This window comes from Streptomyces yokosukanensis (assembly GCF_001514035.1).
Lineage (GTDB): Bacteria > Actinomycetota > Actinomycetes > Streptomycetales > Streptomycetaceae > Streptomyces > Streptomyces yokosukanensis.
Genome location: NZ_KQ948206.1, coordinates 255058 through 273806, shown reverse-complemented (window position 1 = coordinate 273806; position 18749 = coordinate 255058). Strand labels below are relative to the sequence as shown.

21 protein-coding genes and 1 pseudogene are annotated in these 18749 nt (G+C 69.0%); 8 read left to right on the top strand and 14 right to left on the bottom strand.

Annotated features, from left to right (window positions below):
* Window positions 1–31: 31 nt before the first annotated feature.
* Window positions 32–2032 (top strand): Stk1 family PASTA domain-containing Ser/Thr kinase, encoded by a 2001-nt coding sequence (gene pknB / locus AQI95_RS01260; RefSeq protein WP_067115810.1) that lies wholly within the window; start codon window positions 32–34, stop codon window positions 2030–2032.
* A gap of 69 nt (window positions 2033–2101) precedes the next feature.
* On the opposite strand, the gene AQI95_RS01255 is transcribed toward pknB, so the two are convergent.
* From AQI95_RS01255 to AQI95_RS01235, 6 genes are read right to left on the bottom strand one after another with little or no spacing between them, the layout of a single operon-like run.
* A complete protein-coding gene (locus AQI95_RS01255; RefSeq protein ID WP_067115807.1) occupies window positions 2102–2857 on the bottom strand; it encodes a class E sortase in 756 nt (251 codons plus the stop codon).
* A gap of 29 nt (window positions 2858–2886) precedes the next feature.
* Complete coding sequence (locus AQI95_RS01250) at window positions 2887–3957, bottom strand: class E sortase (RefSeq protein WP_067115803.1); 1071 nt, start codon at window positions 3955–3957, stop codon at window positions 2887–2889.
* Window positions 3954–4592 carry an aminodeoxychorismate/anthranilate synthase component II gene (locus AQI95_RS01245; RefSeq protein WP_067115800.1) on the bottom strand — a complete coding sequence of 213 codons (639 nt, stop codon included), beginning with the start codon at window positions 4590–4592 and terminating at the stop codon, window positions 3954–3956. The genes AQI95_RS01250 and AQI95_RS01245 overlap by 4 nt, the downstream gene beginning before the upstream one ends.
* On the bottom strand, window positions 4589–4750 hold the full coding sequence (locus tag AQI95_RS44350; protein ID WP_208614037.1) for a hypothetical protein: 162 nt from the start codon (window positions 4748–4750) through the stop codon (window positions 4589–4591). The genes AQI95_RS01245 and AQI95_RS44350 overlap by 4 nt, the downstream gene beginning before the upstream one ends.
* A gap of 52 nt (window positions 4751–4802) precedes the next feature.
* Window positions 4803–5492, bottom strand: a complete 690-nt coding sequence (locus AQI95_RS01240) for a class E sortase (protein ID WP_067115798.1) — start codon at window positions 5490–5492, stop codon at window positions 4803–4805.
* Between the two features lie 32 nt (window positions 5493–5524).
* The gene (locus tag AQI95_RS01235) at window positions 5525–6313 is read right to left on the bottom strand and encodes a DUF881 domain-containing protein (protein ID WP_067115795.1); all 789 of its coding nucleotides are present in this window, start codon (window positions 6311–6313) and stop codon (window positions 5525–5527) included.
* Between the two features lie 152 nt (window positions 6314–6465).
* On the opposite strand from AQI95_RS01235, the gene crgA reads away from it, so the two are divergent.
* Window positions 6466–6720, top strand: coding sequence for a cell division protein CrgA (gene crgA, locus AQI95_RS01230; RefSeq protein WP_067115792.1), 255 nt, complete (start codon window positions 6466–6468; stop codon window positions 6718–6720).
* A 247-nt stretch (window positions 6721–6967) separates the two neighbouring features.
* Here crgA and AQI95_RS01225 read toward each other — a convergent pair whose 3' ends face one another.
* Entirely contained in the window at window positions 6968–7864 is an 897-nt protein-coding gene (locus AQI95_RS01225; protein ID WP_067115789.1) for a rhomboid family intramembrane serine protease, read from the bottom strand.
* A gap of 160 nt (window positions 7865–8024) precedes the next feature.
* Window positions 8025–8558, bottom strand: coding sequence for a peptidylprolyl isomerase (locus AQI95_RS01220; protein ID WP_067115786.1), 534 nt, complete (start codon window positions 8556–8558; stop codon window positions 8025–8027).
* Between the two features lie 282 nt (window positions 8559–8840).
* Between AQI95_RS01220 and AQI95_RS01215 the strand changes: the two genes are divergently transcribed.
* A complete protein-coding gene (locus AQI95_RS01215; protein ID WP_067116944.1) occupies window positions 8841–9542 on the top strand; it encodes a DUF5324 family protein in 702 nt (233 codons plus the stop codon).
* Window positions 9543–9579: 37 nt separating this feature from the next.
* On the opposite strand, the gene AQI95_RS01210 is transcribed toward AQI95_RS01215, so the two are convergent.
* Window positions 9580–10479, bottom strand: coding sequence for a helix-turn-helix transcriptional regulator (locus AQI95_RS01210; RefSeq protein WP_159056440.1), 900 nt, complete (start codon window positions 10477–10479; stop codon window positions 9580–9582).
* A gap of 231 nt (window positions 10480–10710) precedes the next feature.
* Between AQI95_RS01210 and AQI95_RS01205 the strand changes: the two genes are divergently transcribed.
* Window positions 10711–11880, top strand: a complete 1170-nt coding sequence (locus tag AQI95_RS01205) for an MFS transporter (protein WP_244188585.1) — start codon at window positions 10711–10713, stop codon at window positions 11878–11880.
* Window positions 11881–12180: 300 nt separating this feature from the next.
* Entirely contained in the window at window positions 12181–12780 is a 600-nt protein-coding gene (locus tag AQI95_RS01200; RefSeq protein WP_425264847.1) for a Uma2 family endonuclease, read from the top strand.
* Window positions 12781–12879: 99 nt separating this feature from the next.
* Here the strand turns inward: AQI95_RS01200 and AQI95_RS01195 are convergent, their stop codons facing one another.
* A complete protein-coding gene (locus AQI95_RS01195; RefSeq protein WP_067115785.1) occupies window positions 12880–13170 on the bottom strand; it encodes a PAS domain-containing protein in 291 nt (96 codons plus the stop codon).
* Between the two features lie 107 nt (window positions 13171–13277).
* Here AQI95_RS01195 and AQI95_RS47090 point away from each other — a divergent pair, with 107 nt between their 5' ends.
* Together AQI95_RS47090 and AQI95_RS48655 are read left to right on the top strand one after the other, a co-directional pair.
* On the top strand, window positions 13278–13508 hold the full coding sequence (locus AQI95_RS47090; protein ID WP_159056439.1) for a hypothetical protein: 231 nt from the start codon (window positions 13278–13280) through the stop codon (window positions 13506–13508).
* 269 nt (window positions 13509–13777) lie between these two features.
* Window positions 13778–13950 (top strand): annotated as a pseudogene (locus AQI95_RS48655) (lactate utilization protein C); the annotation flags it as partial.
* A 421-nt stretch (window positions 13951–14371) separates the two neighbouring features.
* Here the strand turns inward: AQI95_RS48655 and AQI95_RS01185 are convergent.
* The 4 genes from AQI95_RS01185 to AQI95_RS01170 form a co-directional block, all read right to left on the bottom strand.
* Complete coding sequence (locus AQI95_RS01185) at window positions 14372–15223, bottom strand: aldo/keto reductase (protein ID WP_067115782.1); 852 nt, start codon at window positions 15221–15223, stop codon at window positions 14372–14374.
* A gap of 45 nt (window positions 15224–15268) precedes the next feature.
* On the bottom strand, window positions 15269–15595 hold the full coding sequence (locus tag AQI95_RS01180) for a carboxymuconolactone decarboxylase family protein (RefSeq protein WP_067115779.1): 327 nt from the start codon (window positions 15593–15595) through the stop codon (window positions 15269–15271).
* Window positions 15595–16569: an aldo/keto reductase gene (locus tag AQI95_RS01175; RefSeq protein WP_067115776.1), complete on the bottom strand. Its 975-nt coding sequence runs from the start codon at window positions 16567–16569 to the stop codon at window positions 15595–15597. Before AQI95_RS01175 ends, AQI95_RS01180 begins: the two co-directional genes overlap by 1 nt.
* 189 nt (window positions 16570–16758) lie before the next feature.
* Window positions 16759–17490, bottom strand: coding sequence for an SDR family oxidoreductase (locus tag AQI95_RS01170; protein ID WP_067115773.1), 732 nt, complete (start codon window positions 17488–17490; stop codon window positions 16759–16761).
* Window positions 17491–17682: 192 nt separating this feature from the next.
* Here AQI95_RS01170 and AQI95_RS01165 point away from each other — a divergent pair, with 192 nt between their 5' ends.
* Window positions 17683–18573 (top strand): helix-turn-helix transcriptional regulator, encoded by an 891-nt coding sequence (locus tag AQI95_RS01165; RefSeq protein ID WP_067116927.1) that lies wholly within the window; start codon window positions 17683–17685, stop codon window positions 18571–18573.
* The last annotated feature ends 176 nt before the right edge of the window (window positions 18574–18749 follow it).

Genomic DNA, 18749 nt, shown 5'->3' with positions numbered 1-18749 from the left:
CGGGACCGACGGAGAGGGCTGGTAGGTAGCTATGGAAGAGCCGCGTCGCCTCGGCGGCCGGTACGAACTGGGCCAGGTGCTCGGTCGTGGTGGCATGGCGGAGGTCTACCTCGCGCATGACACCCGGCTCGGCCGCACCGTGGCAGTGAAGACGCTGCGCGCCGACCTGGCACGCGACCCTTCCTTCCAGGCTCGGTTCCGCCGGGAGGCCCAGTCGGCCGCCTCGCTCAACCATCCCGCGATCGTCGCGGTCTACGACACGGGCGAGGACTACATCGACGGGGTCTCCATCCCGTACATCGTGATGGAGTACGTAGACGGTTCCACGCTCCGCGAACTCCTCCACTCCGGTCGCAAGCTCCTGCCCGAGCGCGCGATGGAGATGACCGTCGGCATCCTCCAGGGCCTGGAGTACGCCCACCGCAGCGGCATCGTCCACCGCGACATCAAGCCGGCCAACGTCATGCTGACCCGCAACGGCCAGGTCAAGGTGATGGACTTCGGTATCGCCCGCGCCATGGGCGACTCCGGTATGACCATGACCCAGACTGCCGCGGTCATCGGCACGGCCCAGTACCTCTCGCCGGAGCAGGCGAAGGGCGAGCAGGTGGACGCCCGCTCGGACCTGTATTCGACGGGTTGCCTCCTCTACGAGCTGCTGACGGTGCGCCCGCCGTTCATCGGCGACTCCCCCGTGGCCGTGGCCTACCAGCACGTCCGCGAGGAACCCCAGTCCCCGTCGGTCTTCGACCCCGAGATCACCCCCGAGATGGACGCGATCGTCCTGAAGGCGCTGGTCAAGGACCCGGACTACCGCTACCAGTCGGCCGACGAGATGCGCGCCGACATCGAGGCCTGCCTGGACGGCCAGCCGGTCGCGGCGACGGCCGCGATGGGCGCGGTGGGCTACGGCGGCTACCCCGACGACCAGCCGACGACGGCCCTGCGCCCCGACGCCGGCGGCGGAGCGACCACGATGCTCCCGCCGATGAACCCGGACGACGGTGGCTACGGCTACGACGACGGCCCCGGCCGCCGCGGCCGGCAGCAGAAGAAGTCCCACACCTCCACGATCCTGCTGGTGGTCGCGGGCATCCTGGTCCTGATCGGCGCGATCCTGATCGGCAAGTGGGTGGCCAGCGGACACAACGCCGGGGACGGCAAGGTGCCGGTGCCGAACTTCGTCGGCGTGTCCGAGAGCACGGCCAGGGGGATGGCCGACAACGTCGACCTGAAGGTGTCGATCACCAAAAAGCCCTGCGACGCCCAGGCGAAGGGCAACGTCTGCAGCCAGGACCCCCAGCCCAAGACGGAGGCGAAGAAGGGCGACACGATCGACTTGGTGGTCTCGACGGGCGCACCGAAGGTCACCGTACCCAGCGTTATCGGCCTGAGCCTGGACGACGCCAAGGCGAAGCTGGAAAGCGATGACTACAAGTTCGTGGTGAAGACGCAGACCCGTGTCTCCACCGAGAACCCGAACAGCGTCCTCGACCAGGACCCCATCGGCGGCAAGCAGCGCCAGAAGGGCTCCACGATCACGCTGACCATCGCCAAGGCCGCGGAGAAGGTCACCATCCCCGCCGACATCGTCGGCAAGTCCTGCGACGACGCCAAGTCCGAGCTGACGAACCTGGGCCTGGCCCCGGGCAACTGCACCGACACTCCCACCACCGACCAGACCCAGGACGGCAAGGTCCTCTCGACCAACCCGGCGGCGGGCCAGCAGGTGGACAAGAACACGCCGGTCGCCATCAACGTCGGCAAGTTCCAGGGCGGCGGCCAGACCCAGGGCCAGGTGCCGAGCGTCACGGGCCAGACCCTGAAGCAGGCCGAGCAGATCCTGCAGCAGAGCGGCTACACGAACATCCAGGTCAGCGGAGCCAACGACGACAAGGCGCGGGTCATCCAGCAGACCCCGACGGCGGGAACCCAGGCCGACCCGAGCACCACCCAGATCGTCCTGACCACCCTGGACCTCGGCGGTGGCGGCAACGACAACGGCGGCTTCCTGGGCGGCAACAACGGCTGACCCGGCCACCGTCAAAAGGGTCCGCCCCGGGAACGCGCGTTCCCGGGGCGGACCCTTTTCCCGTCGCTGTCAGCCTCGCAGTTCCTTCGGCGGCGTCCGCTTGCTGTCCACCTTCTCCACCCGCACCAGCTCGCCCCACACCACGTAGCGGTACTCCGAGGTGTAAACAGGGGTGCAGGTCGTCAGGGTGATGTAGTGGCCCGGTTTCTGCTTGCCGGATTCCTTCGGGACCGACGAGAGGACCTTGACGTTGTACTTCGAGGTCTCCGGAAGGATCGAGTAGACCTTGTAGACGTACCAGTCGTCCCGCGTCTCGAAGACGATCGGGTCGCCCGTCTTCAGCTTGTCGATGTTGTGGAACTTCGCCCCGTGCCCGTCCCGGTGGGCGGCGAGGGTGAAGTTGCCGTCCTTGCCGGTCGTGGGGAGCGTGGCCTTGACCGGGTCCAGGTAGTAGCCGGCCACGCCGTCGTTGAGGACGTCCGTGCCCGTGCCCTTCTCGACCAGGACCTCGCCGTTCTTCATCGCCGGTACATGCAGGAAGCCGATGCCGTCCTTGGTGTCCAGCGCCCCCGGACCGGTGTCCGTCGCATGCGCCCAGTGGTCGCGGACCTTGTCGGCGCGCTTGTCCGCCTTGCGATCCGCTATTACATTTGTCCACCACAACGAGTAGACGACGAACAGGGCGAGCAACAGCCCTGCCGTGATGAGGAGTTCACCGAAGACGCTGACCGCCTTCGCGATCCGGCCGGGACGCCGGTCGCGCGGGGCGGGACTCGGGTCGGACGCGTCCGTGTGTTCTGCGGTGTCGTCGGTGGTCGCTGCCACAGTTTCCTCTGCCCCTACTCGCTGAAGCCCTACTCGATGAGCGCGTCCGGCTTGCCCTTGCTGCGCGGGCGTTCCTCGACCATCTTGCCCCAGACAACCAACCGGTACTTGCTGGTGAACTCCGGCGTGCACGTGGTGAGGGTGATGTAGCGGCCGGGTTCGGTGAAGCCCGAGCCCGGCGGAACCGGATTCAGCACACTGGTGTTGGACGGCGACGTCACCGGCAGCGTCCTGGTCACCTTGTACACGAAGTACTTGTCCTGCGTCTCGACCACGACCGCGTCGCCGGGCTTGAGCTTGTTGATGTACCGGAACGGTTCGCCATGCGTGTTGCGGTGGGCGGCGAGCCCGAAGTTGCCGGTCTTGTCGCCGGGCATCGCGGTCTTCAGCGGGGGCTCGCCGTAGTGCCCGACCATGCCCTTGTTGAGCACCTTCTCGGTGCTGACGCCCTCCGCGATCGGCGCGACCACGTCCAGCGTGGGGATGTGCAGGATGGCGAAGCCCTGCCCCGGCGCGAAGACACCCGGATTGCGCTTGCCGCTGGCCCAGTCGTTCTGCAGCTGGTGCGTCTCGCTGCCCGCCTGGGCCTGGGCGCGGATGTTGGTCCACCACAGCTGATAGGTGACGAACAGCAGCATCAGCACACCGGTGGTGATGAAGGCCTCGCCGACCACCCGGCTCGCGATGACGCCCGGGCTCGCCTTGCGCAGCCGCGCCTGCCGCCGCGCCTCCACCCGGGACAGCGGCCGGCCGGGCTCCGCGTCCCCCGGCGGCGTCTCGGCGGGTGCCGCCTCCCGGCCGCCGCCATGGCGCCCTCCGCGCCGCTTGGCGGCCTTTCTGCGGGCAGCACGCCCACCGGCGGTGGGCGCTGTGGCCAAGGAGGCGGAAGAGGCCGCAGAGGCCCGTATGGGCTCGCTCTCGCGGCCGTGCGGCGCATCCGGAATCCGCAGCGCCATCGTCTCGTCGTCCAGGACGGGCCGATACGGTTCGCCGTACGACTGTTCGCTCGACTGCCCGTAGTCCCCAAGCGCACCGGAAGCCTCGTACGACTGATCCCCGTACGAGGCATCGGTCTCGCGCTCCGGGCGCAGCGCGGTCACGCCGTGGCCCTGCCCACCACCGGGGCGAGCCCCGCCGACCTCGCCACGGCACCCTGATCGCCGCACTCCACCAGCCAGTTGGCCAGCATCCGGTGACCGTGCTCGGTCAGTACCGACTCGGGATGGAACTGCACACCCTCGACCAGGAGTTCACGGTGCCGCAGGCCCATGATGATGCCGTCGTGGGTGCGGGCGGTGACTTCCAGCTCGGCCGGCACCGTCGCCGGCTCGGCCGCCAGGGAGTGGTAGCGGGTCGCCGTGAAGGGGGAGGGCAGACCCGCGAAGACGCCCTTGCCCTCGTGCTCCACCTGCGAGGTCTTGCCGTGCAGCAGCTCGGGCGCCCGGTCCACCACACCGCCGTACGCCACCTGCATCGACTGCATGCCGAGGCAGACGCCGAACACCGGTACCCCGGTCGCGGCGCAGTGGCGGACCATGTCCACGCACACGCCCGCCTCCTCCGGCGTCCCCGGGCCGGGCGAGAGCAGCACACCGTCGAAGCCGTCCTGGGCGTGCGCCGTCGACACCTCGTCGTTGCGCAGTACCTCGCACTCGGCACCCAGCTGGTACAGGTACTGGACGAGGTTGAAGACGAAGCTGTCGTAGTTGTCGACGACGAGAATCCGCGCACTCACTGGTTGTCCACCGTCACATCGTTGAAGGGCAGCAGCGGTTCGGCCCACGGAAAGACGTATTGGAAGAGGATGTAGATCACGGCCAGGACCAGTACGAGCGAGATGAGCGCCCTCACCCACACGTTCCCCGGCAGATGCCGCCAGATCCAGCCGTACATGCCGTTCCTTCCGTCTCCCCACGGCACCAGACTCACGCCGTACGCCACCAGACTAACGGCGCAGAGCCTTCGGTTCGCCTGCCTCCACAGACTGTGTGGAGTCCAGGTGCGCCCAGACGATCAGTCGGTGACTGTGCCCCCATTCCGGATCGCACGTGGTCAGCGTCAGATAACGGCCCGGACGCGTATACCCGGACTTACGTGGCACAGGGTCGATCACCTCAACGTCCGTCGGCACGGTTTTGTAGGGCCCTTGGTCGATCCGATACGTGAACCAGGTCGTTCCGTCCGTGAGGACGACGGCGTCACCGGGGCGCAGCTCGGGGAAGTCCTTGAACGGGTCGCCGTACGTCCGCCGGTGACCGGCCACCGCGAAGTTCCCCTCCTGGCCGAGCTGGGCGGTGCCCGCGTAGTGGGCGAGGCCCTTCGCCAGCACGTCTCGGCCGGTGCCCTCCAGAACCGGCTTGTTCCACGTGAAACCGAGCCGCGGGATGTACATGATCGCGAAGGCCTTGCCGTAGTGGTACGGCGCCGGTTTCGCCACGGACACCGAGCGCTCGCCCGAGCTGCCCGCTTTCGGCACGCTTCCCTGGGACCACTGCCGGTGCAGCTGGTCGATCTGGTCGCTCATGGCGCCGTCGGCCCGCACGCCCGTCCAGAACAAGACGTAGGCGACAAAGAGCACGATCAGGGTGCCGACGGTGATGCACAGCTCGCTGACGGTCCGGACGATCACGCGCACCGGCGCCTCCGTGAAGGGCGGCTGACGGATGGCTACTGCACGGGCTTCGCGTAGTGCAGATCCACTGTGCCCGAGTAGCCGGGAAGAGTCACCGTTCCGTCGTCGGTGACTTTCCAGCCGAGGCCGTACACGTTGACGTACACCATGTAGGTCTGGATCGCCTTGCTCGCCGCGAGCGCCTGCTGCAGCTTGTCCGGATCCCCGATCGCCGTGATCTTGTACGGCGGTGAGTAGACCCGGCCCTGGAGAATCAGCGTGTTGCCGACGCAGCGCACCGCGCTGGTCGAGATCAGCCGCTGGTCCATGACCTTGATGCCCTGGGCGCCGCCCTGCCACAGGGCGTTCACCACGGCCTGCAGATCCTGCTGGTGGATGACCAGATAGTCGGGCTGCGGCTCGGGGTAGCCGGGGAGCTTGGCGGTGGCGTTCGGCGGGGCGTCGTTCAGGGTGACGCTGAGGGCGTGGCCGGTGAGCTTCTGGGTGCCGGCACTCTTCTCCAGGCCGCTGAGCCTGCGGTCCTGCGCCTTGCTGCTGCCGTCGTCGCTCTCGGCGAGCGACTCCAGGTTCCCGCGCAACGCCGCGTTGGACTCGTCCAGGTCCTTGTTCTTGCGGCTGCGCTGCTGGATCAGGTCGGACAGCTTCAGCAATGAGCCATCCTGACGGATGTCGGTGCCCTTGGCCGTGTTGAAACTGGTGAAGAAGATGAGCCCCGCGAGGGCGAAGACGGCCGCCGTCAGCATCCGCACAGGGCGGAGACGCGGCCTGCGGCCAGGGCCGGAGCCCGTTGATTGCGTCCCGGGGGAGTCGGCAGAATTGCTCAACGTACCCTTATCTCCTTCGGCGCCACGGAAGCACTACGCTAACGGACGCCCGGGGGAGCACACAGAGTCGTCATGTTGAGCCCTTGTACGCTGCCCCGAGCCCGACCCAGTTCCCTGCGCGGCCACGCAGCGCATCGACAGGAGAGACCCTCGTGCCGAAGTCACGTATCCGCAAGAAGGCCGACTACTCGCCGCCTGCGGCGAAGCAGGCGCAGGCGATCAAGCTGAGCAACCGAGCCTGGGTCGCCCCCGTCATGCTGGCCATGTTCGTCATCGGTCTGGCCTGGATCGTCGTCTTCTATGTGACTGACGGTTCGCTGCCCATCGACGCGCTGGACAACTGGAACATCGTCGTCGGCTTCGGCTTCATCGCCGCCGGCTTCGGTGTCTCCACCCAGTGGAAGTAGCTCTACCCAGGGCTATCCACTGAGTTATCCACAGCCGTTTTCCACAGTGGGGAAAAAGAACGACGATCTGTGGATAACTCATCGGGTGTTGACGCCGGTGTGACTGCCCTACCGACGCTCACACACCTGTTCGCCCCCTGCCCGACCTGCGGAAACACATCCGAGCGGCAGGGGGCACAGCTGTGCCCCCACGCGGTGCACAAGATCCGGCACACGCTGTGGACAACGGTTCGGTATCAGGTGTGGATCAGGTGAGCTGAGTGGTCCTGACCAGCGTCAGCACCACCACGACGGCGAGCACGACCGCACAGGCGCCGTACTGGACCAGTGTCCGCCGCTCGCGCGGAGCGTGGACCATCGCGTAACCCACGGCGACGCCCGCGACGAGACCGCCGATATGGGCCTGCCAGGCGATGTTGAAGCCGGGGCTGAAGGTGATGATCAGGTTGATCACCAGCAGGGCGACGAGCGGGCGCAGGTCGTAGTTGAGGCGGCGCATCAGCACGCCGGTCGCGCCGAAGAGCCCGAAGATCGCTCCGGAGGCGCCGAGCGAGGGCATGTTGGGCTCGGCGAGCAGATAGGTGAGCGCGCTGCCGGCCAGGCCCGAGACGAAGTACAGCGCGAGATAGCGGGCACGGCCGAGGGCCGCTTCCAGGGGGCCGCCGATCCACCACAGGCTGAGCATGTTGAAGAGGATGTGGGTGTAGCCGCCGTGCAGGAACATCGCGGTCAGCAGGCGGTAGTACTGCCCCTCGGCGACGCCTTCGACGGGGCCGAACAGGGAGTACTGGGCCCGGCCGATCAGCTCGAAATGGTTGGTGAAGCTGTCACCCAGGGAGAGCTGCACCAGGAAGACGGCGAGGTTGATCCCGATCAGCAGCTTGGTGAGCAGCCGCGGGTCCGACGTGATCGTGGCGCCGGCGATCGTGCGCGGCTGGGACGCCGTCGGGGCGTGCCCCGTACCGCTGCCGCCGCGCACGCACTCGGGGCACTGGAAGCCGACCGAGGCGCTGACCATGCACTCGGGGCAGATGGGGCGCTCACAGCGGGTGCAGCGCACGCCGGTCTCGCGGTCCGGGTGCCGGTAGCACATCGGCACCCGGTGGGCGTCCTGCATACCGGGACCGGCTGCGGCCTCGTCCATCTCTTCCCCTTGCTCTTCGTGGGACTGCCCCTGGCAATGCCCCGCCCCGCTCATCCTTGGTACGGACGAGCGGGGCGTTTGGTTCCCTGCGGGATGTTCCGGTGTGTCGCTGCGGGACGCACCGGAGCCTGTCCACGGGATGATCCCGGGAGCGGTGGGCTCAGCCCTCGCGCGACTCGACGACGACCGACTCGATGACGACGTCGTTGACCGGGCGGTCGTTGCGCGGGTTGGTCTGCGCGCCGGCGATGGTGTCGACGACCTTCTGGCTGGCCGCGTCGGTGACCTCACCGAAGATGGTGTGCTTGCGGTTCAGCCACGTCGTCGGGGAGACGGTGATGAAGAACTGCGAGCCATTGGTGCCCGGGCCGGCGTTGGCCATGGCGAGCAGGTACGGCTTGTTGAAGGACAGCTCCGGGTGGAACTCGTCCTTGAACTGGTAGCCGGGGCCGCCGGTGCCGTTGCCCAGCGGGTCGCCGCCCTGGATCATGAAGCCACTGATGACACGGTGGAAGATCGTGCCGTCGTAGAGCCGGTCGTTGCTCTTCTGCCCCGTCTCGGGGTTCCTCCACTCGCGCTGGCCCTGGGCCAGCTCGACGAAGTTCTTGACCGTCTCCGGCGCGTGGTGCGGGAAAAGCTGGACCACGATGTCGCCGTGGTTGGTCTTCAGGGTGGCGTAAAGCTGCTCGGCCACGATCTGCCTTCCGTTGTCTTCCTGTGACCCTCCGATCCTCGCACGGTCGACCTTCCGAGGCCCCCGGCAGCCACGAGTTCCGCACGGAAGGCAGCGTTCTGCGGGGATTCGTGGCAGTGTCGACGACGGGCTCGGGTTGCCCGGTATTCATCCGTAATCGAGTCTGAGGGAACGATCGGCACCCATATGCCCGCCCTCACATGCCGCACGGGCTGTTGGCAGGCATGATCCGTAAAAGGGTGGAAAGTCGAAATACCGTACGCCACCGTGGAGGAGGAACCCGTGACCCGCAAAGACAGCGTGCGCGCCGCGGCCGGCTCGGCGAAGGACAGCGTGCTGCACGCCGCGGAAGTGGTGGCGCCCTACGCCGACACGGCCAAGGAGCGTGCCGCACTCTATGCGCAAGAGGCACGCGTACGGCTGGCACCCGTGGTGTCGCAGGCCGCCGAACAGGCTCGTGTGCAGTACGACGCCCGGCTCGCCCCGCGTCTGGAGCAGGCTCGTGCGCATGTGCCGCCGATGATGGACGTGGCGGCGCAGGAGGCCGCCGTCCGTGCCCGCAAGGCTGCCCGGCAGGCCGCCGAGTACTCGCGCCCGAGGATCGAGCACGCCGTAGCGGCGGCCGGTCCGGTCCGCGACGAGGCCGCCGCGCGGGGCGCCGCCGCCCTGGCCGCGCTGCGTGGTCAGGTCTCGGCGGAGGAGATCCAGAAGCTGGCACGCAGGAACGAGCGCCGGTGCAGGGCCGGCCGCGCCGTGAAGATGCTGGCGGTGCTGGCCGTGCTGACCGCCGGTGCCGTCGCGGCCTGGAAGTGGTGGGACAGGCAGGCCAACCCCGACTGGCTGGTCGAGCCTCCCGCCGCGACGGAGGTACCCGAGTCGGGCGGGCGGCTCAGCTCGGTGGACGGCAGCGACGCCTCGACCCTGGACCCCGAGGTCCAGGCGAAGCAGGCCGGGGAGGAGTCCGCGGACCGCGACGACCAGTAGCCCGGTCGAGCGGGTACCACTGGAACCACCTGAACACCTAAGGCACCGAACGGGCCGTGGGACACGGAGAGTTGACGCTCGCCGAGTCACCACGGCCTGTTTCACGTGAAACAGGCATCCGGCGCAGGGCGTCTTCGGAGACCTGGTCATCGGGCAAGTAGGCCAAGAAGTGATGACCGGGCTCGTCGACCGCGGCCAACTTCACGTACCGCAGGCGCAGTTCGCCCACGCCGGGATGCCGGAAGCGACGTACCGAGGGCTGGAATCCGGCTGTCTCCCGACGCTCGTACCAGCGGGCCGCGTCGGAGTCGGACAGCAACTCGTCGACGAGTTCGGCGAACCGCGGATCGTGCGGACGGCGAGCGGCCCGGGAGCGGAACTGGCCGAGCAGCGCCCGGGCATCGTCCTCCCAGTCGACGAGCAGGGTCCGGGCCGGCGGCCAACGGAACACCAGCCAGAGAAGATTGCGCTGCTTGGGGTGCAGCCGCGCCGGATCGGTCAGCAGCGCGGCGTACCCGGCGTTCCAGGCCAGCAGGTCCCAGTGCGGATCGAGCACCACGGCCGGGTGCGGCGTCATGACCTGCACCAGGCTGAGCAGGTTCCGCGACACCCACGTGGGAGCGTCGGCGGGCTGTCTGTTCTCCTCCACGAACGACAGTACGTGCGCGGTTTCCGCGGCATCCAGGCGCAGTACCCGCGCCACCGCGCGCAGCACCTGCTCAGAGGTACGCACCCGGCCCTGCTCCAGCCACGTGTACCAGGACAGGCTGATGCCGGCCAGCTCGGCCACTTCGGCCCGGCGCAGCCCCGGTGTCCGGCGGCCCGGTCCGTCCGGCAGCCCCGCTTCTCGCGGCGTGAGCCGTTCTCGGCGGGAGCGCAGGAAGGCCCCCAGTTCGTACTGGGGGAACGCGCCGGGGGGTGTGCGTGCGGCGCTCACTGGATCGTGCCTCTCCTCCGACAACGGGCGTCCGCCCGAACGCGGGCGCCGTCCTTCGATGCTGCCGTCGCCCGGCGCGGGGCCGGGCCGTCAGGGTGTGAGTGATGGTAATAGCCGGCGACCTTCGCCCCGAGGGGCCCGGTGCTGAACTGGTGCCAGACCGCGGCCGTCCAGGTCGGTCCCCCTGTGCCACCTGTTCTCGTCGAACCCCTCGGAAGGGAGCGTCCCCTTGTGACCACCACCGCGTCGGCTCCGATGGCGACTTTGCCGAGGTCCTCCTTGCGGCTGCTGCGGACCGCCGGTTTCGTCAGCAACTTCGACCGCTTCTGCATCGCGCCCATGCTGGTTCTCATCGGACCGCGGCTCGGGGCCCCGCTCCCCACCGTGGTCCTGGCCGCGAGCGGCTACTACCTCATGTACGGGCTGATGCAGCCGGTGTGGGGTGTGGCCAGCGACCGGCGGGGCCGCGTGTGGGTGATGCGGGTGTCGCTGACCGGCGCGGCGCTGGCCGCCCTGGCTTCGGCCCTCGCTCCCGACGCGCCCGTGCTGATCGGGGCCCGCGCCCTGGCCGGCGCGTTCTTCGCCGCCTCCATCGCGGCATCCCTGACGTACGTGGGCGACACGGTGCCCGTCGCGATACGGCAGCGGCCCCTCAGCGAGCTGATGACCGCCTTCGCGCTGGGCACCGCCGTGGCCACGGTGGTCGCCGGGGCGCTGGCGCACTACCTCAGCTGGCGACTGGTGTTCGCCCTGCCCGGCGTCCTCGCCGCCTACCTGGTGGTGGCACTGCGCCGCCTGCCCGAGCCCGAGCGGGCGCCCTCCGGGTCGCTGCTGGCTCCCTTCCGCGTGGTTCTGTCCTCGCCGTGGCAGTGGTACGTCATGGCGGTGGCGTTCGTGGAAGGAGCGGTGCTGCTCGGCTTCCTGACCTACCTGGCTCCGGCCCTCGAAGCACACGGAGTCCCCACCACCTCGGCCGGCGCGGTGGCCGCCCTGTACGGGGTCGGCTCCATGACCGCGGCCCAGGTGGTCAAGCGGCTCGTCGGACAGTGGTCCGCGGTGCGCCTGATCGCGACCGGCGGTGTCCAGATCACCGTGGCGTACCTGCTCGCCGGGTACAGCCAGTCCACCGGGGCGCTCGTCGTGGTCGCGCTGCTCCTCGGTGGTGGCTGGTCCTTCATGCACTCCACGATCCAGTCGTGGGCAACGGCCCTGACCCCGACGGCCCGCGCGACCGGGGTGGCCATGTTCGGTGTGGCTCTCTACGTGGGCAGCGCCCTGGCCAGCTGGCTGGCCGCCGCCACCGCCCAGGCGCACGACTTCCGGCAACTGTTCTGGCTGGCGGCACTCCTCACCGCACCCTTGACCGTGGCCGCGGCGGTGGGACGGGCCCGCTACCGGTGAGCGGCGGTGGGACGGGCTGGGCACGAACAACGCCCCCTGAAACCACGTTTTCGCAGGTCAGAGGGCATTTGAGGGGGGAGCCCAGGGGTGTTTGCACGAATTGCAGCACCGGCGTGCGGGAAAGTGCCGTCCAAAGGGGAATGCCGGGGCGAGATCGCACCGATCATGCAGCAAATGGAGCGGCACACCTCGCAGCCAGCGGTGCGTCATGTGTCGCTCGTCGGATGGTGGCATCAACTACGCTGACACCAGCCGTACGGCCCGTGCCCGCGAGCCGGGATCAAGGCCCCTGACCGGCCCATGAGGCGCTTGGAGGAAGCCGTGACCGCCGAGTTCCCCGACTGGATGATCCCGCCCAGGCCGAGCGGCTGGGAAGCCGACGACCTCGACCATCTCCCCCAGGCACCGCGCCACACGGAACTTATCGACGGAGCCCTCATCTTTATGATGTCGCCGCAGCGGTCCTGGCACTCCCGGCTCGTGGAGAACCTGACCTTCGCCCTGCGGCAGGCGGCCCCCGAGGGATTCGAGACCGAGCGTGAGATGACCGTTCGCCTCGACAAGAAGAGCCGCCCCGAGCCGGACGTCCTGGTCACCACCGCCGCGTACGATCCCGATCGCACCTGGTACGCGCCCGCCGACATCGCCCTGGTCATCGAGGTCGTCTCGGAGGAGTCGGCGGACCGCGACCGGTCTCTCAAGCCCTTCAAATACGCACAGGCCAAAATCCCCCACTTCTGGCGCATCGAGGACGAGGCCGGCTCCCCCACCGTCCACAGCTACGAACTCGACCCGATGACCAGCACCTACGTAGCCACCGGCATCCATCGGGACCGCCTGAAGGTACCCGTCCCCTTCCCCCTCGACATCGACCTCAACACCCTCGTGCCCGCAACCTGACCGTCGGTCACCTGCCGAGCGGACCGTGCCGACCTACGGGTCAGCCGCGGGCACCGAGGCGTTTCGCCGTCGACCGCAAGGCCTCCACCGGCACCAGCACTACCGCCACACCCCGCACTGGAGCACCCCGCCATCGAGGTCGCCTCCCGCTGTCTGCCCGCCCACACAGATGCCGGCATCAGCGGTGACTGGTGACAGCAGCCAGACCCGCCTGGCGGCATCGCCAGGGCCCATCCCGTGCAGTTCCGTCGTCACGGATTCGCCGGTGGCCACCACCTGCCGCAGGGCCTCGGCGACGCCCCGGAAGTCCGTGACGGTCCGGCCGGTGGCGGAGTGCCCCATGGGCCAGCCGAGCAGGTCGTGATCCGGCTTGCCGGTCTCGCGCGTCATGGCGGCGTTGATTTCGATCGGCAGGCGCCACGATCCGCGACCCGCAGTTGGCGGAGGGGCGGGCAGAGTGGGACGAACTCGCCGTCACGGAACGGCTCCTTGAGCGGGTGAGCGAGCCGGATGCGGAGGAGACCATGGTCCCGCCGGACTACCAGCGGATCCTGGCCGCGGTGCGGCGGGCCGTCGGACCAGTCATGGCTCGGCAGGTCGGCGAGATGTTGGGAGCGAACGCCGGCGTGCGAGCCAGCTGGGACCGCTGCGCGGAAGGCTGGTTCAGAGTCATCGATCGCGGCTGGCTGCGGCAGCTTTCCGACGATCGGCTCACCACCCGCCTGTAACCGGGCACGCTGCCGCCCGGAGCGATGCACCGCAGGAGTAACCGCCAGCGGCTGTTGGAATTGTGCGACGAAGACCGAAGAACGCGCCGACGACACCTGCTCGCTTGTCTACCAGTGCCGTCTGCCGCTGTCCGCGCGCACCGTCAACCGCCTCGTCGGCCTGCTGCACCGCCGTCTGAAGGCGATACGGCAATGCCGTGCCGTTGTTTTAGCTACTGAAGTATCGCGGGCGCAAGGGTGGTGACGTTCTCGGGAAGCCGCCGCGTGCCGCGCCTGACTACCAGCCGCGGCCCATTGACCACCACTTCTGGATCGTCCACGTCCTTGACCAGGTCGCCTCCTCCGTCCCCCAGGCTTCGGCCCTTCGGTGACCAGCGACATCGAGCTGAACCGAGTCGAGGAGGTGCACGGGCCGCGCAATCTGGAGGTGGTCCTGGTGACAAGACCGTATCTCGACTCGGCCACGCCGTTGGCCCCGCACGAGTTGCGGCTGGCCATGCTGCGGCGCTGGTCGGGGCGCCCTGCCGGCGCGGGCGCCTTTGCGGCCCGGGAGAGGCGGTCTGCTTCTGGACGGGGTGTGGCCGTGGCGGTCATCGCCGTCCCTCCTGCTGGACGATGCCGGACAGCAGACGCAGCGCTGGCATCGCGAGCGCGATGGTGAGTACCAGCGTGACCAGCCCGTACGGTGAAGCAGTTCCGCTTCGATCGACGCGGCGGCTCATATCCCTGCGGCGGTGGGCAGGTAGGTGATGTCACGGCCGGCTTCGCCTTCGTGTCCGGCCGGATCGAAGCGCGCGGGTTCGCATCTTCTCGGATGGCCAACGGCAGGAACCCGTGCGGCGAGCTGATCCCGGTGCTCTGGCTCAGCTGTCCAGGCGGCGATTGCTGAGCCAGGCGACCATCTCGGGGTCGTGGTGGTCGAAGAACAGCGTGGCGCCGGTGTCGAGGGCAGCGATGCCGGACATCTGGTCGTCGGTGAGTGTGAAGTCGAAGACGTCGATATTCTGCGCCATCCGGTCGGGGTTGACCGACTTGGGAATGGTGACGATGTCGCGCTGGATCAGCCAGCGGAGCACGACCTGGGCCGCGGACTTGCCGTGCGCCTCGCCGATCTTGCTGAGGACGGGGTGGGTGAACAGGTCGTTCTTGCCTTCGGCGAAGCCGCCCCACGCTTGGTGCTGGACTCCGTGCTCGCGCATGAGGTCGTGGTCGGGGTTGCGCTGGAAGAAGGGGTGGGTCTCGATCTGGTTGACCTGCGGGGTGATCTCGTTGTTGAGGATCAGGTCCAGGAGGCGGTCGGGGTAGAAGTTGGCGACGCCAATCGCCTTGGCCAGGCCCTCGCGGCTGGCAGTTTCCATTGCGCGCCATTGGCCGTAGACGTCGCCGTAGGGCTGGTGCATCAGGTACAGGTCGACGTAGTCCAGGCCGAGCTTGGCCAGGGAGGTCTCCAAGGCGCGGCGGGTGTTGTCCTGTGCGGGCGCGTCCTGGACCCACAGCTTGGTGGTGACGAAGAGTTCCTGGCGGGGGATGCCGCTGTTCCTGATCGCGTGGCCGACGGCTTCCTCGTTGCCGTAGGCGGCGGCAGTGTCCAGCAGCCGGTAGCCGGCGGCGAGAGCGTCGGCTACAGCCTGCTCGGTCTGCTCGGCCGGGATCTGGTAGACGCCGAAGCCGAGGATCGGCATCCGGACGTCGTTGTTCAGGGCGACGTGCTGCACGGGGGACTCTCCTGGAGGAACTGATGGTCGGGAGGTGATGGCGGGTCAGTCGGCGGCTTCGGTGACCGCGGCCAGGATGCCGGTGGCGCTCATGGCGGCCGGCCAACCGGCGTAGAAGGCGAGGTGGGTGATCGCCTCGGCGAGTTCGCCAGGGCTGAGGCTGTTGTCGAGGGCACGGCGCAGGTGGCCGGTCAGCTGGGCGTCACGACCGAGAGCTACCAGGGCTGCGACGGTGATCAGGCTGCGGTCGCGGGGGGACAGGTCGGCTCGCTCCCAGACGTCGGCGAAGAGGACGTCGTCGGTGAGGTCGGCGAGCTTCGGGGCGTGGCGGCGGACGAGGTCCGGTGCGACGCGCGGGTTGGTCCCGGTCATCAGCGCTCCATCATCCGCATGCCGGCTTCGTTGTGGGTGTCGCCGGCGGCCGGGGGAAGGCTGCTCAGAGCGGTGAGCTGGCCGGCGGTGAGGCGGACAGTGTCGGCGCCGGCGTTCTCCTCGATGCGGGCCACACGGCGGGTGCCGGGGATGGGCGCGATGAAGTCGCCCTGGGCGAGCAGCCAGGCCAGCGCCACCTGTGCCGGGGTGGCGCCGATGTCGGTCGCAATGGCGGCGACCTGGTCGGCCAGGTGCAGGTTCTGCTGGAAGTTCTCGCCGGTGAACCGCGGGTTGTCGGCGCGGAAGTCGGTGGGGTCGAACTGCCCGGTGGAGCGGATCGTGCCGGTCAGGAAGCCGCGCCCGAGCGGCGAGAAGGGCACGAAGCCGATGTTCAGCTCCCGTAGCACGGGCAGGACGCGGGCCTCGGGGTCGCGCGTGAACAGCGAGTACTCGGACTGCACCGCGGTGATCGGGTGGACGGCGTGGGCGCGGCGGATGGTCTCGGGGCCGGCTTCCGAGAGGCCGATGTGCCGGATCTTGCCCTCGGCGACCAGTTCGGCCAGGGCCCCAACGGTCTCCTCGATCGGGGTGCCGGGGTCGACGCGGTGCTGGTAGTAGAGGTCGATGCGGTCGGTGCCCAGGCGGGCGAGGGAGCCCTCGACGGCGGCGCGGACGTTGGCCGGGCTGCTGTCGGTGGCACCGGGGCGGCCGGTGTGGGAGATGAGGCCGAACTTGGTGGCGAGCACCGCCTGGTCGCGGCGGCCCTTGAGGGCGCGGCCGACGAGTTCCTCGTTGGTGTAGGGGCCGTAGACCTCGGCGGTGTCGATGAGGGTGACGCCCAGGTCCAGGGCGCGGTGGATGGTGCGCACGGACTGGTCGTCGTCGGTGCCGGCGCCGGTGTAGCCGTGGGACATGCCCATGGCTCCCAGGCCGATGCGGGAGACGTCCAGATCGCGCAGGTGGATGTGCTTCACGAGAAATCCTGTTCGTTCGCTGGTCGATGACGGTTCGCCGAGCACCGGGTACGGGCCGGCTGCGCGCGGGCGACCGATACGGGAAACCCCGAAGGACTCCCGCGCCGCGGCCGGCGTCGGTGCCGCAGCGTGGTTCCCTGGTTCCCCACGGGCACGTACGCCGCTCACGGGGAGCGAGGGGTGAGCAGGTCAGGCCTGGCCGGCGGGGCGAAGAAGGATCTCGTGGATGGCCAGGTGGCGGGGGCGCTGGAGGGCGAAGGTGATGACCTCGGCGACGTCCTCCGCGGTGACCTCGGCGACGCCGTAAAGCTGCTGGGCGCCCTGGCGGGTCGCTTCATGGGTGATGTGGGTGGGCAGCTCGGTGGCGACGACGCCCGGCTCGATCACGGTGACACGGACGTCGGGCAGCAGCTCCTTGCGCAGCGACTCCGACCAGCCATTGATGCCGAACTTGGTGGCCGCGTACACGCCGCTGCCGACGTTGGCGACCCGGCCGGCGACGGAGGAGATGTTCACCAGGTCGCCGCCGCCGTCCTTGAGCTGGTCGAGGAACACCTCGGTGGCCGTGATCGCGCCGAGCAGGTTGACCTCGATCATCTTGCGGTAGTCGTCGCGCTGCTCGGCGGAGAACGGGCCGAGCAGCATGACCCCGGCGTTGTTGACCAGCACGTCCGTGCCGCCGAACTCCTGCTTCACCTGTTCGGCCGCCGCGACGAGGGCGCCGCGGTCGGTGACGTCGGCGGAGATGGCGATCGCACCGTCGCCGAGCTCGTCGGCGAGGGCCTTGATGCGGTCCGTGCGGCGGGCGAGAAGCGCGACCCGGTAGCCCGCTGCGTGCAGGGACCGGGCGGTCGCGGCGCCGATTCCGGAGGAGGCCCCGGTGATGACGGCGACGCGCCCCTGCTTCTGGTCCTGGCTCATCGTGTTTCCTGTCCTTCGTGGTGACGTTGCGTGGCCGACCGCCCGGTGGCGGTCGACGCTCGGCGGCCCGAAAGGTCCGGATCGCCCCGACGTAGCCATTGCAGCACCGGCCCGCAGAGGGCGCGAGGGACGGCTTATACGTGTACTGGCAGTCACTCCTCCAGATCCTCGACCGGCCGTACCGTGGACGACATGGACAACCAGGCCGAGGTGCGGGACTTCCTGCGCACACGCCGCGACCGCATCACCCCCGAGCAGGCGGGGATCGTCGCTGGCAGCCGTCGCCGCCTGCCCGGCCTGCGCCGCGAGGAAGTCGCCATGCTGGCCGGAATGAGCAGCGACTACTACGCGAAGATGGAACGCGGGAACCTCGCCGGCGTCTCCCCCGAGGTACTCGACGCCTTGGCCCGGGCGCTTCGCCTCGACGAGGCGGAGACCGAGCACCTGCACGACCTCGCCAGGGCCGCGAACCCCGCACCGAGCCGACGCCGCTCCCGCCCCGCACAAGCGACGATCCGGCCCTCGCTCCAGCGTTTCCTCGACGCGATCACCGGCGCACCCGCATGGATCGTCAACCAGCGGGCCGACATCCTCGCCACCAACCCGCTCGCCCGGGCCCTGCTCGCCCCGCTGCTCGCGGACCCGGACGCCCGGAACAACAGCGCGCGGTTCATCTTCCTCAGCCCTGCCGCGCGCACCTTCTACCCGCAGTGGGAGCGCGCCGCGGACGCCTCCGCCGCGAACCTGCGCACAGCCGCAGGACGAAACCCGCGCGACAAGGCCCTGACCGACCTCATCGGGGAACTCGCGGCCCGCAGCGACGCCTTCAGCAGCCGCTGGTCCGCCCACGACGTCCGCCTGCACCGCACCGGCACCAAGCACATCCACCATCCCGACGTCGGCGACCTCGAATTCGTCTATGAGGGTGTCGAACTGCCCGACCACCCCGGATGGATGATGTACGTCTACACGAGCGCGGCAGGGTCCCCGACCGAGGAACGGGTCAAACTCCTCGGCAGCCTCACCGCCACAGCAGTCGACGCGCAGGCCATCGCACCCGCCCTCCAGCCGGACGACCAGTGAGCCCGTTGCGACTCCTTCTACGCCCTGGACGTCCTCTACGGCCACGATGGCGGCAAACGCCCCGAGGTGATCGTCCGCGACTGTGTTCGCGGATCGCGCCGAAGGAGTAGCTACGGTCCGCGTTCACCTCCGCCGCAGGCGCGGTGGAGCCCGCCCTGCCGATCACGGAACAGCAA

Excerpts from the sequence above, each read along its gene's own strand:
- AQI95_RS01195 (WP_067115785.1), bottom strand. The coding sequence starts at position 13,170 with ATGACGCGCGAGACCGGCAAGCCGGATCACGACCTGCTCGGCTGGCCC.
- AQI95_RS01170 (WP_067115773.1), bottom strand. The coding sequence starts at position 17,490 with ATGAGCCAGGACCAGAAGCAGGGGCGCGTCGCCGTCATCACCGGGGCC.
- AQI95_RS01200 (WP_425264847.1), top strand. The coding sequence starts at position 12,181 with ATGAGGCGCTTGGAGGAAGCCGTGACCGCCGAGTTCCCCGACTGGATG.
- AQI95_RS01225 (WP_067115789.1), bottom strand. The coding sequence starts at position 7,864 with ATGGACGAGGCCGCAGCCGGTCCCGGTATGCAGGACGCCCACCGGGTG.
- AQI95_RS01165 (WP_067116927.1), top strand. The coding sequence starts at position 17,683 with ATGGACAACCAGGCCGAGGTGCGGGACTTCCTGCGCACACGCCGCGAC.
- AQI95_RS01180 (WP_067115779.1), bottom strand. The coding sequence starts at position 15,595 with ATGACCGGGACCAACCCGCGCGTCGCACCGGACCTCGTCCGCCGCCAC.
- pknB (WP_067115810.1), top strand. The coding sequence starts at position 32 with ATGGAAGAGCCGCGTCGCCTCGGCGGCCGGTACGAACTGGGCCAGGTG.
- AQI95_RS44350 (WP_208614037.1), bottom strand. The coding sequence starts at position 4,750 with ATGTACGGCTGGATCTGGCGGCATCTGCCGGGGAACGTGTGGGTGAGG.